This is a genomic window from Cellulomonas sp., from assembly GCF_965229465.1.
Classification (GTDB): Bacteria; Actinomycetota; Actinomycetes; order Actinomycetales; family Cellulomonadaceae; genus Cellulomonas.
The window spans coordinates 3661655-3677290 of record NZ_OZ245882.1 but is presented as its reverse complement, the minus strand read 5'-3'; the positions used below and the strand labels follow the sequence as shown (position 1 = coordinate 3677290).

Here is a 15636-nt window from a genome sequence, read left to right as displayed (position 1 = left end):
ACCGACGACCGGTTCTCCCGCCGACACGCTAGCGCGTGAGCGAAGTCACGCCTCGCTGGGACCGCGCGGTGGGCCTAGGGTCGTGCCCATGGCAGCGCCGCGTGTCCTCGCTATCGTCCTCGCTGGTGGGGAGGGCAAGCGCTTGATGCCCCTCACCGCCCACCGCGCCAAGCCGGCGGTGCCCTTCGGGGGGCTCTACCGGCTCATCGACTTCGCCTTGTCGAACGTCATCAACTCCCGGTACCTGCACGTCATCGTGCTCACCCAGTACAAGTCCCACAGCCTCGACCGCCACGTCTCGAAGACGTGGCGCATGTCGCCGCTGCTGGGCAACTACGTCGCCGCCGTCCCGGCGCAGCAGCGGGTGGGCAAGCACTGGTACCTGGGCTCCGCCGACGCCATCTACCAGTGCCTCAACATCATCGAGGACGAGCGGCCCGACATCGTCGTCGTGGTCGGAGCCGACCACGTGTACCGGATGGACTTCTCCCAGATGGTCGACGCCCACATCGCGTCGGGCGCCGAGTTCACCGTCGCGGCGATCCGTCAGCCGATCGAGGAGGCCGACCAGTTCGGCGTCATCGAGGTGGACCCGACGGACCCGACCCGCATCAAGGCGTTCCTCGAGAAGCCGACCGACCCCGTGGGCCTGGCCGACTCCCCCGGCGAGATCCTGGCGTCCATGGGCAACTACGTGGCCAACACGGACGCCTTGGTGGCGGCCGTGGCGGCCGATGCCGAGAACGTGAGCTCCCGCCACGACATGGGCGGTGACATCGCGCCGTACTTCGTCGAGCGCGGCACCGCCGGGGTCTACGACTTCCTGCGCAACGACGTCCCGGGCTCGACCCCGCGCGACCGCGACTACTGGCGCGACGTGGGGACGATCGACGCGTTCTACGAGGCGAACATCGACCTCATCTCGATCGAGCCGGTGTTCAACCTCTACAACGACGAGTGGCCGCTGTACAGCGGGTACACCAGCATGGCGCCGGCCAAGTTCGTCCACGCCGGCGCAGGCAGGCTGGGCCACGCCGTCGACTCGGTCGTGTCGCCGGGCGTGCTGATCTCGGGCGCGACCGTGTCCGGGTCCGTGCTGTCCCCGGGCGTCCGGCTGCACTCGTGGGCGCAGGTCACCGACTCGGTGCTCATGGACGACGTGCACGTCAGCCGGTACGCGCAGGTGCACCGGGCCATCATCGACAAGAACGTCACCGTGCCGGAACGCGTCCGCATCGGGCTCGACCACGACCACGACCGCGCACGCGGATTCACCGTCACGGAGTCGGGCATCACGGTCGTCCCCAAGGGCTCGGTCATCAAGGACTGAGCAGGGGGCGCACCCGTGCGCACGCGCCGCTACCCTGCGGTCCCGTGAGCCCGCAGCCGCCCCGCCTCGTCGTGATGGACGTCGACTCGACGTTCATCACCGGCGAGGTCGTCGAGATGCTCGCCGCCCGGGCGGGCTCCGAGGAGCTCGTCACCGAGATCACCGAGCGCGCCATGCGCGGCGAGATCGACTTCGCCGAGTCCCTGCACCAGCGGGTGGCGACGCTGACCGGGCTCCCGGACAGCGTGCTGGCCGACGTGCTCGCCGAGGTGGAGCCGTCCCCGGGCGCCGCGGAGCTCGTGACAGAGATGCGTGCGCGGGGGTGGCCCGTGGGCCTCGTCTCGGGTGGGTTCATCGAGATCGTCCGACCCCTCGCGGCGTCGTTCGGCATCACGCTGACCAGGGCGAACGCCCTCGAGGTGGTCGACGGCCGGCTCACCGGCCGGGTGAGCGGAGCGGTCGTGGACCGGGCGGCGAAGGCACGGACCCTGCGCGAGTACGCGGCCTCGGTCGGCATCCCGATGGAGCGCACGATCGCCATCGGCGACGGCGCCAACGACCTCGACATGGTGGTCGCCGCGGGGTTCGGGATCGCCTACAACGCCAAGCCGCTGCTGTGCGCGGCCGCCGACGCCGTCGTGCGCGATCGCCTGGACGCCGTCCTCGACCTGCCCGTCTTCGCGTCGTGACCGAGGGCTGGCACGGACCGCGCGGGCCCAGCCGCTAGCTGGTCAGCGCTGGCGAGCCTGCTGCCCGGATCCGAGGGAGGATCCGCGGGCATCGGTTCGTTGCGTCGGAACGTCGCACGCCAGGTCGGCGTCGACGAAGAGGCGCAGCCGGTCGTCCGCCGCCAACGACGCCAGCGCCCACTCGCGCCGAGCAGCGGTCGCGGCCGTCTCGACGTGGTCGGCGGTCACCTCCAGTGCCTGGGCCTGCCGCATCAGCCGCTCGTCCTCGGGAGCGGCGGCTGCGGCGACGGCGGCGGCGTCGGCACCGTGGCGGGCCCGGCGGGCCGCGAGCATCAGATGGGCGGCCCGGGCTCGGGCCACGTGCTCGTGCCGCCGCGCGCGGAGCTGCTCGGCGGTCGCGCTGGCGTGCGGAGCGGTGCGGTCGTGCTGCGTGGTGGTCATGTGGCTCGCCTCCTGTCAGGGACTACGGCAGACGGCACGCCGGGCTTGAGGGTTTGGCCCCGTGCTGCGACGTCCGTGTCGACCGTCCGACGACCTCGCCTGCATCACGGATCCGCATCGTCGTCCGCGAATCCCACCGCCTGGACGGGCGGCTCTGACACAGTGCGACGGTGAAGAGAGCGATCGTCGCCGCCCTGGCCGCGGTCGTGATGGCGAGCCTCGCGGCGTGCGACCCGTACGGGCCGTCCGGCCAGACGGACGCCGTCGACATCGACGTCGTCGTCAACACGGATGGGTCCACCACCGCCCAGGTGTTCCTGGACGACAGCGCCGCCCGCAGCGATGCGCAGCTTCTGACCTGGGGCCACGCCATCGGCACCCGTCTCTTCCCCGCCGCGACGTCCCTCGCCGTCCGAGTCGAACCGAACGGCGCGGGCTACCCCTTCGCCGTCATCGACGCGCCTGACGTGTACGAGCCCGGGCCGCATCCCCGCGTCTCACTCGACACCCGCGACGCCGTGGCCTGGATCCTGGCCCAGGACGCGACGCTGGTCGACGTCTACGTCAGTGCCCCCGGGGTCCCCCTGACGTCGAGCTGGGAACCCTCTCGCGGCCAGGACGTCGCCGAGTGGGCGTGGATGGACGTCTCGGACGCAACGGATGCTCCGGTCGGCGTCGTGGTGATGTCGCCCGAGCCCTGGCTCGGCCTCCTGGCCGTCACGCTGACGGCGCTGGGTGCCGCCGTGCTCGTCGGCGCGTTCGTCGCACTGCGGCGCCGCCACCGCGCGGTCGCGATCGCGCTCGCCGGCGCCGCGCTCGTCACCTCGTTGGCCGTGCTGCTCCGCGGAGGAGCGAACCTCCCGGACAACCTGGGCGTGGCCGGTGTCGCCTCGAACGCCTGGGTCCAGGTCGCCGCGATCGTCACCGCACTGGCGGTGCTCGAGATCCCGGCTGCGTGCACCATCGTCGCGGCCGCCGTCTCGCAGCGCCCACCCTCCACCCACCGGTTCGTCCCTGCGCCCGGGTGGCCGACGCCGCCCGCCGGCTGGCGTCCGCCGCCGCGGTGGCAGCCCGACCCGAGCTGGCCCGCGGCCCCGGCGGGGTGGAAGTTCTACGCGGAGCCGACCGAGAAGCCGGCGGACGGGCCGACGCCGTCGTCGTAGAGCGGCAGGCGTCGAGCTCGGTCTGGCCGAGCGCGTCCCACCGACGAGCCTGACCTCAGCCGGGCAGCACGAGCCTGCGCAGCGTCGCCGACCCGCTGCCGAGCGCGTCCCAGCCGTCGACCTCCAGCAGGGACCAGCTCGCCGTCGGCACCCCCGCGCGCACGCGCGCCAGGATGTCGGGGTCAGACTCGGGACCGGCGAGGGCGACCGCCGACTGCGACATCGTGGGCTCGTGGCCGACGACGAGCAGCGTGCGGACGTCGGCGGAGACCGCGCGGACCAGGTCGATCAGCGCGCGCGAGCCCGCGTAGTAGAGCTCGTCGAGGAACCGCACGTCAGGGTCGGCCCCGAGCGACGCACGCGCCAGGTCCCACGTCTGCCGCGTCCGCACGCTCGCGGAACAGAGCACGAGGTCCGGCACGAGGTCGTCCGCCGCCAGGGCCTCACCGACGTGCGCCGACTGGCGCCGACCGTGCAGCGACAACGGGCGCTGGATGTCCGCGATGAGGTCGGGGTGCTCGGCCTTGGCATGCCGCAGGAGCAGCAGTCGCCGGGTGCCGGAGTCGGACGTCACTCGCTCAGAGTGCCATCCGCGACGGGATCGTCACAGGCCCATCGCGTGGTAGCCGCCGTCGACGTGCACGATCTCGCCCGTCGTCGCCGGGAACCAGTCGGAGAGCAGCGCGGCGACCGCACGGGCCGTCGGCTCCGGGTCGAACGCGTCCCAGCCCAGCGGTGCGCGCTCGGGCCAGCCGCCCTCCATCGCCTCGAAGCCGGGGATCGACTTGGCGGCCGTGGTGCGGATCGGCCCGGCGGAGACCAGGTTCACCCGGATGCCGTGCGGGCCCAGGTCGCGGGCCAGGTAGCGCGAGGTCGACTCGAACGCCGCCTTGGCGACGCCCATCCAGTCGTACACCGGCCAGGCGTAGCGGGCGTCGAACGTGAGGCCGACGATCGCGCCGCCCGAGCTGAGCAAGGGCTGCGTGGCGACCGCGAGAGACTTGAGCGAGTAGGCGCTGACCTGGAGGGCCGTCGCGACGTCGTCCCACTCGCCGGCCAGGAAGTTGCCGCCCATCACGGACTGCGGCGCGAACCCGATCGAGTGCACCACGCCGTCCAGCGAGTCGAAGCCCGCCTCCCGGACGCGGTCCGCGAGCGCGGCGAGGTCGTCGGTGTCGGTGACGTCGAGCTGGAGGACCTGCGCCTCCTTCGGGAGCCGCCTTGAGATCGCCTGCGTGAGCCGGAACTGACGGCCGAACGAGGTAAGCAGCACCTCCGCGCCCTCCTGCTGCGCCAGGCGCGCCACGTGGAAGGCGATCGACCCGTCCGTGAGGACCCCGGTGATCAGGAGCTTCTTGCCGTCGAGCAGACCCATGTGCGTTCCGTTCTGTCGTGTCGCCGTGCAACAGGTTGAGGTCAGTGGCCCATGCCCAGGCCGCCGTCGACGGGGATGACCGCCCCGGAGATGTAGCCGGCCGCGTCGGAGGCGATGAACTCGACGACGCCGGCCACCTCGTCGGGCAGGGCGAACCGGCCGAGCGGGATGGAGTCGCGGTAGGCCTTCTGCTTGTCCTCGGGCAGTGCGCGCGTCATGTCGGTGTCGATGAACCCGGGCGCGACGACGTTCGCCGTGATCGCCCGACCGCCGAGCTCCCGCGTGATCGAGCGCGCCATGCCGACGAGCGCCGACTTGGACGCCGCGTAGTTCACCTGGCCGGCCGACCCGTAGAGGCCGACCACCGAGGAGATGAAGATGATGCGCCCGCGGCGCAGCCGGATCATGCCCTTGCTGGCGCGTCGCGCGCACCGGAAGGCGCCGGTGAGGTTGACGTCGATGACCTCGGAGAACTCCTCGTCGGTCATCCGCATGAGCAGCTGGTCGCGAGTGACACCGGCGTTGGCGACGAGCACCTCGACCGGGCCGTGCGCAGCCTCGATCTCGGCGAACGCCGCGTCGACGCTCGCGGTGTCCCGCACGTCGCCGACCACGCCGAGGACGCCGTCCGGCAGGTCACCCGAGCGGTAGATCGTGGCCACCTTGTCGCCGTTGGCGACGAACCGCTCGGCGATCGAGCGGCCGATGCCACGGTTCGCCCCGGTGACGAGGACGCTGCGGGAGGTGGCTGTGTGGTCGGAAGTCTCAGGCACGGGACACGACGCTATCCGACGTCTCGCGCGCCTTGCGGCAGGGTCCGCGCCCACGTTCGTCGCGCCGCATTGTGGGACGTGCACAACACCGTCCCTCAGCGCCGCCACAGGCTCGCCGGACTAGAATCACGTGGTGAGCAGCAGCCGTCGGCGCCCGGACCTCCCCTCGGAGGAGGTCCACAGCATCACCAGCGCACCCGAGCCGCTCGCGGACGACCTTGCCCGTCGCCAGAAGCGCTACCTGATCCAGATGGGCATCCGCATCCTCTGCTTCGCCGGGGCCGTGCTCACCTGGGGCCGCATCCCCATGTGGACCTCCCTGCTCCTGATCGTCGCGGCCGTCGTCCTGCCCTACTCCGCGGTGCTGTTCGCCAACGCGGGCCGCGAGCGCCGCGACTCGGACGGCACGTTCATGGCCGCCCGCGAGATCGGTCCCGGCTCGGGCGCCCCGCGGGGCCTCGGCTCCTCCGACCACCCGGACGGTCGCGCGTGAGCCTGTTCGGCCCGGTGCCCGACGCCGTCGACGACCTGATCTGCAGCAGCCGCGGCTGCCGGGCCGACGCCACCTGGGGCCTGCTGTGGAACAACCCGAAGCTGCACACCCCGGAGCGCCGCAAGGTCTGGCTCGCGTGCGACGTCCATCGGGAGCACCTCGGCTCGTTCCTCGACGTGCGCGGCTTCCTCCAGGGCGTCGTCCCCGTGGCGGAGCTCGAGTCCGCTCCTCGGTCATGAGCCCCGCGGCCCGCCGCGCGACGGGGCTGGTCCTGGTGGGCATCGTGCTCGCGGTCGCGTGCACGTTCCTCGGCCGGTGGCAGTGGAACCGGCACGTGTGGCGCGACGGCGCGATCGCCGTGGTGGAGACCAACTGGTCGGCCGAGCCGGTGCCGCTGGCGGCGGTGCTCGACTCCCCCGGCACCCCTCTGACCGACGCGGACGTGTGGCGGCGCGTGACGGTGGTCGGGCACTACGAGCCGAGCGGGACCGTCCTGCTGCGCAACCGTCCCGTCGACGGCGCGGCGGCCTATCACGTGCTCGTGCCGTTCGTCGTGGAGGACGCCGGCACGGTGCTCGTCGTCGACCGCGGCTGGGTGGAGCCCGGTGCGGACGGGAGCGTCGACGTGACCCCACCGGAGCCGCCGGAGGGGACGATCACGCTCACCGCTCGGCTGCGCCACGACGAGCCCGCGTCCGACCGCACCGCTCCCGCGGGCCAGGTGCAGGCGATCGCCGTCGACCAGGTGCTCGCCGCCGGGGGCGTCGAGGGCCAGTCCTACGACGCCTACGTCGCCATGACCGCCGAGGACCCGTCGATCTCCCCGGTCCCCGGGCAGCTGCCCGCGCCGAGCACCGACCCGGGCTCGCACCTGTCGTACGCGTTCCAGTGGTGGACGTTCGCGCTCGGAGGCCTCGTCGCGTTCTGCCTGGGCGCCCGCCGCGAGCTCCAGGACGAGCGGGCCGCGGCGGCCGGCGATCCGCCCGCACAGGCACCCCTGCCGGTCACCGTGTCGGGCGTCGAGCTGTGGCCCACCCGGGACGCGCCGCGGCAGCGTCGCTCCCCGACGGCCCCGGACGTGCCGCACCGGCGCGGAGGTCGCGACGAGGATGCCGAGGACGCCTTGATCGACGCCCAGCTGGCGCAGCCCGGCCGGGACGACCGCTAGGCCAGCGCGATCAGGTCCAGGTACGCCGGGTTCCACAGGTCCTCGTCGCCGTCGGGCAGCAGCAGCACGCGCTCCGGGTCGAGCGCCGCGACGGCGCCCTCGTCGTGCGACACCAGGACGACAGCGCCCGCGTAGCCGCGCAGAGCCGCCAGGATCTCCTCGCGGGAAGCCGGGTCGAGGTTGTTCGTCGGCTCGTCGAGGAGCAGCACGTTGGCGCTGGAGACCACCAGGGCCGCGAGCGCCAGGCGGGTCTTCTCGCCGCCGGACAGCACGCGGGCGGGCTTGTCGGCGTCGTCGCCCGAGAACAGGAACGAGCCGAGCACCGACCGCACCTGGGTCTCGGTGAGGTCGGGCGCGGCGGACTTGAGGTTCTCCACGACCGTGCGCTCGAGGTCGAGCGTCTCGTGCTCCTGGGCGTAGTACCCGAGCTTGAGACCGTGCCCCGGGCGGACCTCGCCGGTGTCGGACTTCTCGATCCCGCCGAGGATGCGCAGCAGGGTGGTCTTGCCGGCGCCGTTGAGGCCCAGCACGACGACCTTGCTCCCTCGGTCGATGGCCAGGTCGACGTCCGTGAAGACCTCCTGCGACCCGTAGGTCTTGGACAGCCCCGACGCGGTCAGCGGGGTCTTGCCGCAGGACGCCGGCTCGGGGAACCGCAGACGCGCGACCTTGTCCGACGCGCGCACCTCCTCGAGACCGGACAGCAGACGCTCGGCCCGACGCGCCATGTTCTGCGCGGCGACGGTCTTCGTGGCCTTCGCGCGCATCTTGTCGGCCTGCGCCATGAGGGCGGAGGCCTTCTTCTCGGCGTTGGCGCGCTCACGGCGGCGGCGCTTCTCGTCGGTCTCCCGCTGCTGGAGGTACGCGTCCCAGCCGAGCGCGTACTGGTCGAGCTGGGAGCGGTTGGCGTCCAGGTGGAACACCTTGTTGACCGTGGCGCGCAGCAGGTCGGCGTCGTGGGAGATCACCACGAAGCCGCCCGAGTACGTGCGCAGGTAGTCGCGCAGCCACAGGATCGAGTCGGCGTCGAGGTGGTTGGTCGGCTCGTCGAGCAGCAGCGTGTCGACGCCCGAGAAGAGGATCCGGGCGAGCTCGACTCGACGGCGCTGGCCACCGGAGAGCGTGCCGATCGTCTGGGCGAGCACGCGCTCGTCGAGCCCGAGGTTCGACGCGATGCGGTGCGCCTCGCTCTCGGCGGCGTACCCGCCGGCGGCGTTGAACCGGGCGTCGAGGCGCGTGTAGCGCTCCATCGCCTTGTCCCGCACGTCGTCGTCGGTGCTGGCCATGGCACCCTCGGTCACGCGCATCGCGCGGACGATCTCGTCGAGGCCGCGCGCGGAGAGCACCCGGTCCATCGCGAGCGCGTCCAGGTCTCCCGTGCGGGGGTCCTGCGGGAGGTAGCCGACCTCCCCGGAGCGCACGATCTGGCCGCCGGTGGGCTGGGTCTCCCCCGCCAGGGTCTTGGTGAGCGTGGTCTTGCCGGCGCCGTTGCGTCCGACCAGACCGATCCGGTCGCCGGCCGCGATGCGGAACGACGACTCCTCGAGCAGCACGCGTGCGCCGATGCGCAGCTCGACAGCCTGGGCAGTGATCACTTGACGGTTTCCTCCGAGTTCGCCGCGCTGGCGTTGGCCGCGGGCACAAACGCCAGCAAGTCTACTTCCGGCTAGCGTGGCGTCCGGTCGCAAGGGTCCGACGACGTGCCCCGGGATCGCACCGATACGCCACGACGATCAAGGGGTAGCCATGACCAGCGCACCTGAGAACGAGACCGCCGCCGCACTTCCCGTCCCGATCGCCCGCTCCTCCGCCTCGACGGACGTCGCCCTCGTCGCCACCTTCGCGGCGTTCATCGCGGTGTGCGCGATCCTGCCCGGCATCCCGACCCCGTCCGGCGTTCCCATCACCCTCCAGACCTTCGGGGTGATCCTCGCCGGCCTGGTGCTCGGGTGGCGCCGCGGCGGCCTGGCCGCCCTGCTGTACCTGGCTCTCGGGCTGGTCGGCCTGCCGATCTTCGCGGAGGGCACCGGCGCGCTCGTCGTGCTGAGCAAGCCGTCGGTGGGCTACCTGCTCTCGTTCCCGCTCGCCGCCGTGGTGGCCGGCGGCTTCGGCGGGCTGGCCCTGCGGCTTGCGGACCGGCTCATGGCGTCCTCGTTCGCCGAGCGTCTGGCCCGTTGGTTCGGCGACGGCGTCCGCCACGCCGCCTCCGCGTGGCGCTACCCGCTGCTGTTCGTGGCAGGGCTGGCCACGAGCTTCGTCGTGATCCACCCCGCCGGGATCGTCGGCCTCATGGCGCGGCTGGGGATCACGTTCCGCGAGGCCCTGGCGATCGACGTCGTGTACTGGCCCGGTGACGTGATCAAGAACCTCGCCGCCGCCGCGGTGGCCGTCGCGATCTTCAAGGCGTTCCCCGACATGCTGCGCTCCCGCCGCTGACCTACCGATGATCGCGCTCGACGACGTCCTCGTCACCGCCTACAGCCCGGACCCGGACGGCGGCGCCGACCGGATCGTGCGGTTGCTCGGACCGGTGACCCTGGAGCTCGCCGAGCGCCGCATCGCGATCGTCGGGGCGAACGGCTCGGGCAAGTCGACCCTGGCCCGGCTGCTCAACGGGCTGGTCCTGCCGTCGTCCGGCACCGTGCGGGTCGACGGCCTGGACACCGCGCGGGACGGGGCGGCGGTGCGTCGCAGGGTCGGGTTCATGTTCACCGACCCCGACGCGCAGCTCGTCATGCCGACGCCGGTCGAGGACGTCGCCCTGTCGCTGCGCCGCCTCCCGCTGACCTCGGCCGAACGGGACGTCGCTGCCCGTGCCGCGCTCGCGCGCCTCGGGCTGGCCGATCGCGCCGAGGTCCCCGTGCACGCTCTGTCCGGGGGCCAGCGCCAGCTGCTCGCCCTGGCCTCCGTCCTCGCGACCGAGCCCGCGGTGCTGGTGTGCGACGAACCGACGACGTTGCTCGACCTGCGGTGGCGCGGCGTGGTCGACCGACTGCTGGACGGTCTCGACCAGCAGGTGATCACGGTGACCCACGACCTCGACGCCGCGCTCCGGGCGCAGCGCGTCCTGGTGATCGACGACGGTGCGGTGGTGTTCGACGGGGACCCGGCCGACGGCGTCGCGTCGTACCGGGCGCTGATGCAGGTGCCGACGTGAGCGGGCCGATCCGCCCTCCGTGGGCCGGTCCGCTCGGGCTCTACCACCCCGGCACCAGCGTCATCCACCGCGCGCCGGCGGGGTTCAAGCTCGCGTTCCTGGCGGTGTTCGCGATCGCCGTCGTCGCCGTCCACGGGCCGGTGTCGGCGCTGGTCTTCCTCGCCGTCGCGCTGCTGGCCCAGCTGGTGGCACGCGTCCCGTGGCACCGCACCACCCGGGGGCTCGTGCCGGCGCTCCTCACGGCGGCGCTCATCGGCGCCTACCAGTGGTGGGCGCGCGGCTGGGCCACCGCCGTCGAGGTCGCCGTCGACCTGGTGGCCCTCGTGCTCCTGGCCGCGGTCGTCACGGCCACCACGCGTGCGGACACGCTCCTGGACGTGCTCACCCGCCTCGCGCGCCCGCTCCGGCACGTCGGTCTGCGCCCCGAGACGTTCGCGCTTGCCGTCGGCCTCTTCCTGCGGACCATCCCCGTGCTGGCCCGGATGTCGCTGGAGACGCGCGACGCCGCACGCGCCCGAGGGCTGGAGCGCGAGCCGCGCGCGATCCTCGTGCCCGCCGCGGTCCGGATGGTCGCCCACGCCCGCGCCACCGGCGACGCGCTCGCCGCCCGGGGTCTCGACGAGCGCTGATCACCCGCTCTCGACGGGCGGACGGACTCGCGCGCGGCTAGGTTGCCTGCGTGACGTTCCAGGAGGGTGGCAGCTTCGGTGGCGGCCGTGTCCGCAAGGGCGGCGGCGGCAAGGTCGCGGCGGGCGGCGGTGCGATCGGCATCCTCGCGCTCGTCGTCTACCTGTTCACGGGCGTGGACCTGTCGGGGGTCACCGGTGGCGCCCAGCAGCCGGCGCCGGAGACCGGGGAGACCGTCGGTGCCTGCACGGCCGAGCAGGCCAACACCGACCGTGAGTGCCTGTACAGCGCGACCCTCGACTCGCTCGACACGTTCTGGGGCGCGACCATCCCGGCCGCCGGCGGCCAGTTCAGCATCCCCGAGGCGGTGTCCTTCAACGCCGCCGTCAGCACCGGCTGCGGCAACGCGTCGAGCTCCACCGGGCCGTTCTACTGCCCGCCCGACGCGACGATCTACGTGGACGTCTCGTTCTTCGACCAGCTGGCCCAGCTCGGTGCCGAGGACGGGCCCCTGGCCGAGCAGTACGTCATCGCGCACGAGTACGGCCACCACATCCAGCAGATCACCGGCGTGATGGACCAGGCCGAGCGCCAGGGCACCGGGGCGGACTCCGACTCCGTCCGCGTCGAGCTCCAGGCGGACTGCTACGCCGGCATGTGGGCCGGGAACGCAGCGACGACCGTGGACCCGGACACCGGCGTCACCTACCTCGAGCCGATCACGCAGGCGCAGCTCCAGAACGCCCTGGGCGCTGCCGAGGCCGTCGGTGACGACAACATCCAGGAGCAGTCGGGCGGTGGAGTGAACCCGGACTCGTGGACCCACGGGTCGAGCGAGCAGCGCGAGCGCTGGTTCACCACCGGCTATGAGCAGGGCACGATCGCGGCCTGCGACACCTTCGCCACCGACCAGCTCTGAGGCCTCAGGGGCGAGTGCGCCCCACGCGCAGCACGATGAGCGCTGCCGCCGCCAGGCTCAGGGCGACGGCCAGCATCGCGACACCGTTCGAGCCCGACGTGTTCAGCGACCCAGCGTCCACGAGCACAGGCCGGAGCACCGACGCGGCCGAGTGAGCGGCGAACCGGCCCGCACCCACCACGGCCAGCAGCATCGCGGTCACGCACAGGAGCACCGCGACGACGCCCGCCCTGCGCTGAACCCCTCGCCGCCGAGCGGCCGCTCCGACGACGGCGACGATCACGAACCCCGCGCCGAACAACGCCAACGCGGCCTCCCCCAGCACGCTGTTGGCGGCGCCCGGCACGTCGGCGAGCATCCAGCCGACGCTCCCGATCGACCACGCGACGGCGAGCAGCGCGGCACCGGTCGCGGCCGTCACCGCGCTGACGACGACGGCATCGGCGCGAGGCCGGAACGCGATCGGGGCGGTGGCGACGTTTCCCTCGAGTGCTCTCATCCCCTCACGATGCTCCATCGAGCCCCCCGCCGACCGCTGTTCCTGCACGCAAAAGCCCCGGCCAGCACAGGGCTGACCGGGGCTTCGGAGAGTGCGACCTCAGATGTTGAAGCCGAGGGCCCGCATCTGCTCGCGGCCGTCGGGCGTGATCTTCTCGGGGCCCCACGGCGGCATCCACACCCAGTTGATGCGGAACCCGTCGACGAGGCCCTCGAGCGCCTGCGCCGACTGGTCCTCGATGACGTCGGTCAGCGGGCAGGCCGCCGACGTGAGCGTCATGTCGATGACGGCCGTGTTGGTCTGGTCGATGGTGAGCCCGTAGACCAGCCCGAGGTCGACGACGTTGATGCCCAGCTCGGGGTCGATGACGTCGCGCATGGCCTCCTCGATGTCGGCCACGGTGATGGGGGCGGGCGAGGGTGTGTCCGTGCTCATGAGTTCTCCCGTGCGCCGGTCTTGATGAGTGCGTCGGTCAGCGCCGCCCAGCCGAGCAGGGCGCACTTGATCCGCGCGGGGTACTTGGCGACGCCCGTGAAGGCGGTCGCGTCGCCGAGGGCGTCCTCGGCCTCCTCGTCCAGCCCGTTGCCGCGCGTCTGCATGAGCGCGCGGAACGTGCCGCCGAGCTGGTCCACCGTGGCGAGGTCGTTGCCGACCACCAGGTCGTGCAGCACCGAGACCGAGGCCTGCGAGATGCTGCACCCCTGACCGTCCCAGCGGACGTCACGGACGACGGCGGCGCCGCCAGACGTGTCGAGGTCCACCTGCAGCGTGACCTCGTCGCCGCAGGTGGGGTTCACCTGGTGCGACTCCCCCGTGTGCAGGTGGCTGTCCCCCGCCGCGCCCAGTCCCTTGCCGTGCGGGAACTTCGCGTGGTCGAGGATGACCTGCTGGTACAGCTGCTCCATCGATCCCGTGCTCATGACACCTCCAGACCGAAGAACGCCCGGACCCCCGTCAGTGCTTCCCGGAAGACCTCGATCTCCTCGTCGGTCGTGTAGACCGCCGCGCTGGCGCGTGACGTCGACGCTACGCCGAACCGCCGGTGCAGGGGCTGCGCGCAGTGGTGGCCCACCCGCACGGCCACCCCGGCGTCATCGAGCACCTGGCCGACGTCGTGCGCGTGCACGCCGTCGACGACGAACGAGACGGTGGCCAGGCGGTCGCGGGTGTCGGTCGGGCCGATGACCCGCACGCCGGGCACCGAGGCGACGGCGTCGAGCAGCAGCCGCGCCAGGTGCGCCTCGTGCGCGGCGACGGCGTCCATGCCCAGCTCGGCCAGGTAGGACGCCGCGGCGCCCATCCCGACGGTCTGGGCGACCATCTGCGTGCCGGCCTCGAACCGCTGCGGCGGAGGTGCGTACGTCGTCGACTCCATGGTGACGACCTCGACCATCGAGCCACCCGTCGTCACCGGCGGCATCGCCTCGAGCAGCTCGCGCCGCCCGTAGAGCGCGCCGACACCCGTCGGGCCGAGCATCTTGTGCCCCGAGAACGCCGCGAAGTCGACACCCAGGGCCGTCAGGTCCACCGGCAGGTGCGGGACCGACTGGCAGGCGTCCAGCACGGTCAGAGCGCCCACCGCGCGAGCGCGGGCGACGAACGGCTCGACCGGTGTGATCGCACCCGTCACGTTCGAGGCGTGGGTGAACGCCAGCACCTTGGTGCGCTCGGTGACCACGGTGTCCAGCTCGTCGACGCGGATCCGCCCGTCGTCGTCGACCCCGAGCCAGCGCAGCGTCGCCCCGGTGCGCAGCGCGAGCTCCTGCCACGGCACCAGGTTCGCGTGGTGCTCCGCCTCGGTGACCACGATCTCGTCGCCCGGGCCCAGCGCGAACTGCCGCGCGGCCGCTCCCCCGCGGCCGAGCGACGCGTTCGACATCGCGTAGGCGACGAGGTTGATCCCCGCGGTCGCGTTCGACGTCCAGACCAGCGACCCCGGCGACACCCCGACGAACGACGCCACGCGGTCACGCGCGTCCTCGAACGCCTCGGTGGCCTCCTCGGCGAGCTGGTGCGCGCCCCGGTGCACCGCGGCGTTCCGCTGCCCGTAGAAGTCCTGCTCGGCGTCGAGGACGACCTCGGGCTTCTGCGAGGTTGCCCCGGAGTCGAGGTAGACCAGCGGCCGCCCGCCGCGCAGGGTCCGTGCGAGCAGCGGGAAGTCCGCGCGCACGGCAGCCAGCTCGGACGCGTCGAGCGTCCGAGCGGCGCCGTCGAGGGTGCTGGTCACGGTGGGCCTCAGAGAACCGTGGCGCTCGACAGGAAGCGGTCGTAGCCCTCGTTCTCGAGGCGGTCGGCCAGCTCGGGCCCACCCTCCTCGGCGACCTTGCCGTCCACGAACACGTGCACGAAGTCCGGCGTGATGTAGCGCAGGATCCGCGTGTAGTGCGTGATCAGCAGGACGCCGACGTCCGGGTTCTGCTTGACGCGGTTCACGCCCTCGGATACGACGCGCAGCGCGTCGACGTCGAGGCCCGAGTCGGTCTCGTCGAGGATCGCGAACTTCGGCTTGAGGAGCTCCATCTGCAGGATCTCGTGGCGCTTCTTCTCGCCGCCCGAGAAGCCCTCGTTGACGGACCGCTCCGCGAACGCCGGGTCCATGCGCAGGTCGTCCATCGCCTTGCGGACGTCCTTGACCCAGGTGCGCAGCGGCGGCGCCTGGCCGTCGATCGCCGTCTTGGCGGTGCGCAGGAAGTTGGACACGCTGACCCCGGGGACCTCGACGGGGTACTGCATCGCCAGGAACAACCCGGCGCGGGCGCGGGCGTCGACAGACAGCGCGAGGACGTCCTCGCCGTCCAGCGTCACGGTGCCGCTCGTGACGTGGTACTTCGGGTGGCCGGCCAGCGAGTACGCCAGCGTCGACTTGCCGGAGCCGTTCGGACCCATGATGGCGTGGGTCTCGCCGCTGGCGACGGTCAGGTCGACGCCGCGCAGGATCTGCTTGGCGCCCTCCTTCGTCTCGACGCTGACGTGCAGGTCGCGGATCTCCAGGGTGGACATGC

20 protein-coding genes are annotated in these 15636 nt (G+C 72.5%); 10 read left to right on the top strand and 10 right to left on the bottom strand.

Translation table 11 applies throughout. The features are described 5' to 3' along the window. Positions 1-88 precede the first annotated feature (88 nt). Positions 89-1330, top strand: coding sequence for a glucose-1-phosphate adenylyltransferase (gene glgC / locus ACO06A_RS17395; RefSeq protein WP_421733449.1), 1242 nt, complete (start codon positions 89-91; stop codon positions 1328-1330). A 44-nt stretch (positions 1331-1374) separates the two neighbouring features. Beyond that, positions 1375-2019, top strand: coding sequence for a phosphoserine phosphatase SerB (serB, locus tag ACO06A_RS17390; RefSeq protein WP_421733448.1), 645 nt, complete (start codon positions 1375-1377; stop codon positions 2017-2019). Positions 2020-2061: 42 nt separating this feature from the next. Here serB and ACO06A_RS17385 read toward each other — a convergent pair whose 3' ends face one another. Further along, entirely contained in the window at positions 2062-2460 is a 399-nt protein-coding gene (locus ACO06A_RS17385; RefSeq protein ID WP_421733447.1) for a hypothetical protein, read from the bottom strand. A gap of 170 nt (positions 2461-2630) precedes the next feature. Here ACO06A_RS17385 and ACO06A_RS17380 point away from each other — a divergent pair, with 170 nt between their 5' ends. Continuing rightward, positions 2631-3623: a hypothetical protein gene (locus ACO06A_RS17380; RefSeq protein ID WP_421733446.1), complete on the top strand. Its 993-nt coding sequence runs from the start codon at positions 2631-2633 to the stop codon at positions 3621-3623. Positions 3624-3678: 55 nt separating this feature from the next. On the opposite strand, the gene ACO06A_RS17375 is transcribed toward ACO06A_RS17380, so the two are convergent. Genes ACO06A_RS17375 through fabG form a run of 3 tightly spaced genes read right to left on the bottom strand, consistent with a single transcriptional unit; the run spans position 3679 to position 5771 of the window. Continuing rightward, positions 3679-4197 (bottom strand): SixA phosphatase family protein, encoded by a 519-nt coding sequence (locus ACO06A_RS17375; RefSeq protein ID WP_421733445.1) that lies wholly within the window; start codon positions 4195-4197, stop codon positions 3679-3681. A 30-nt stretch (positions 4198-4227) separates the two neighbouring features. Then, the gene (fabI, locus tag ACO06A_RS17370; protein WP_421733444.1) at positions 4228-4998 is read right to left on the bottom strand and encodes an enoyl-ACP reductase FabI; all 771 of its coding nucleotides are present in this window, start codon (positions 4996-4998) and stop codon (positions 4228-4230) included. Positions 4999-5039: 41 nt separating this feature from the next. Beyond that, positions 5040-5771, bottom strand: a complete 732-nt coding sequence (gene fabG, locus ACO06A_RS17365; RefSeq protein WP_421733443.1) for a 3-oxoacyl-ACP reductase FabG — start codon at positions 5769-5771, stop codon at positions 5040-5042. Positions 5772-5904: 133 nt separating this feature from the next. Here fabG and ACO06A_RS17360 point away from each other — a divergent pair, with 133 nt between their 5' ends. From ACO06A_RS17360 to ACO06A_RS17350, 3 genes are read left to right on the top strand one after another with little or no spacing between them, the layout of a single operon-like run. Continuing rightward, positions 5905-6264 carry a DUF3099 domain-containing protein gene (locus tag ACO06A_RS17360; RefSeq protein ID WP_421733441.1) on the top strand — a complete coding sequence of 120 codons (360 nt, stop codon included), beginning with the start codon at positions 5905-5907 and terminating at the stop codon, positions 6262-6264. After that, the gene (locus tag ACO06A_RS17355) at positions 6261-6503 is read left to right on the top strand and encodes a hypothetical protein (RefSeq protein ID WP_421733440.1); all 243 of its coding nucleotides are present in this window, start codon (positions 6261-6263) and stop codon (positions 6501-6503) included. Before ACO06A_RS17360 ends, ACO06A_RS17355 begins: the two co-directional genes overlap by 4 nt. Beyond that, entirely contained in the window at positions 6500-7432 is a 933-nt protein-coding gene (locus tag ACO06A_RS17350) for an SURF1 family protein (protein WP_421733439.1), read from the top strand. The genes ACO06A_RS17355 and ACO06A_RS17350 overlap by 4 nt, the downstream gene beginning before the upstream one ends. Here ACO06A_RS17350 and ACO06A_RS17345 read toward each other — a convergent pair. Further along, positions 7429-9027, bottom strand: coding sequence for an ABC-F family ATP-binding cassette domain-containing protein (locus tag ACO06A_RS17345; protein WP_421733438.1), 1599 nt, complete (start codon positions 9025-9027; stop codon positions 7429-7431). The two genes, ACO06A_RS17350 and ACO06A_RS17345, sit on opposite strands and share 4 nt — an antisense overlap. Positions 9028-9178: 151 nt before the next feature. On the opposite strand from ACO06A_RS17345, the gene ACO06A_RS17340 reads away from it, so the two are divergent. Genes ACO06A_RS17340 through ACO06A_RS17325 form a run of 4 tightly spaced genes read left to right on the top strand, consistent with a single transcriptional unit; the run spans position 9179 to position 12135 of the window. Further along, the gene (locus ACO06A_RS17340; protein WP_421733437.1) at positions 9179-9868 is read left to right on the top strand and encodes a biotin transporter BioY; all 690 of its coding nucleotides are present in this window, start codon (positions 9179-9181) and stop codon (positions 9866-9868) included. A 7-nt stretch (positions 9869-9875) separates the two neighbouring features. Next, positions 9876-10589 carry an energy-coupling factor ABC transporter ATP-binding protein gene (locus ACO06A_RS17335; RefSeq protein ID WP_421733436.1) on the top strand — a complete coding sequence of 238 codons (714 nt, stop codon included), beginning with the start codon at positions 9876-9878 and terminating at the stop codon, positions 10587-10589. Beyond that, positions 10586-11218 (top strand): CbiQ family ECF transporter T component, encoded by a 633-nt coding sequence (locus ACO06A_RS17330; RefSeq protein WP_421733435.1) that lies wholly within the window; start codon positions 10586-10588, stop codon positions 11216-11218. Before ACO06A_RS17335 ends, ACO06A_RS17330 begins: the two co-directional genes overlap by 4 nt. Before the next feature lie 50 nt (positions 11219-11268). After that, entirely contained in the window at positions 11269-12135 is an 867-nt protein-coding gene (locus ACO06A_RS17325) for a neutral zinc metallopeptidase (RefSeq protein WP_421733434.1), read from the top strand. Between the two features lie 4 nt (positions 12136-12139). Here the strand turns inward: ACO06A_RS17325 and ACO06A_RS17320 are convergent, their stop codons facing one another. The 5 genes from ACO06A_RS17320 to sufC form a co-directional block, all read right to left on the bottom strand. Next, positions 12140-12634: a hypothetical protein gene (locus ACO06A_RS17320; protein WP_421733433.1), complete on the bottom strand. Its 495-nt coding sequence runs from the start codon at positions 12632-12634 to the stop codon at positions 12140-12142. 99 nt (positions 12635-12733) lie between these two features. Next, entirely contained in the window at positions 12734-13069 is a 336-nt protein-coding gene (locus tag ACO06A_RS17315) for a metal-sulfur cluster assembly factor (protein WP_421733431.1), read from the bottom strand. Beyond that, positions 13066-13554 carry a Fe-S cluster assembly sulfur transfer protein SufU gene (sufU, locus tag ACO06A_RS17310; protein ID WP_421733430.1) on the bottom strand — a complete coding sequence of 163 codons (489 nt, stop codon included), beginning with the start codon at positions 13552-13554 and terminating at the stop codon, positions 13066-13068. The genes ACO06A_RS17315 and sufU overlap by 4 nt, the downstream gene beginning before the upstream one ends. After that, complete coding sequence (locus tag ACO06A_RS17305; RefSeq protein ID WP_421733429.1) at positions 13551-14861, bottom strand: cysteine desulfurase; 1311 nt, start codon at positions 14859-14861, stop codon at positions 13551-13553. The genes sufU and ACO06A_RS17305 overlap by 4 nt, the downstream gene beginning before the upstream one ends. A gap of 8 nt (positions 14862-14869) precedes the next feature. Then, a complete protein-coding gene (gene sufC / locus ACO06A_RS17300; RefSeq protein WP_421733428.1) occupies positions 14870-15634 on the bottom strand; it encodes a Fe-S cluster assembly ATPase SufC in 765 nt (254 codons plus the stop codon). Between the last annotated feature and the right edge of the window lie 2 nt (positions 15635-15636).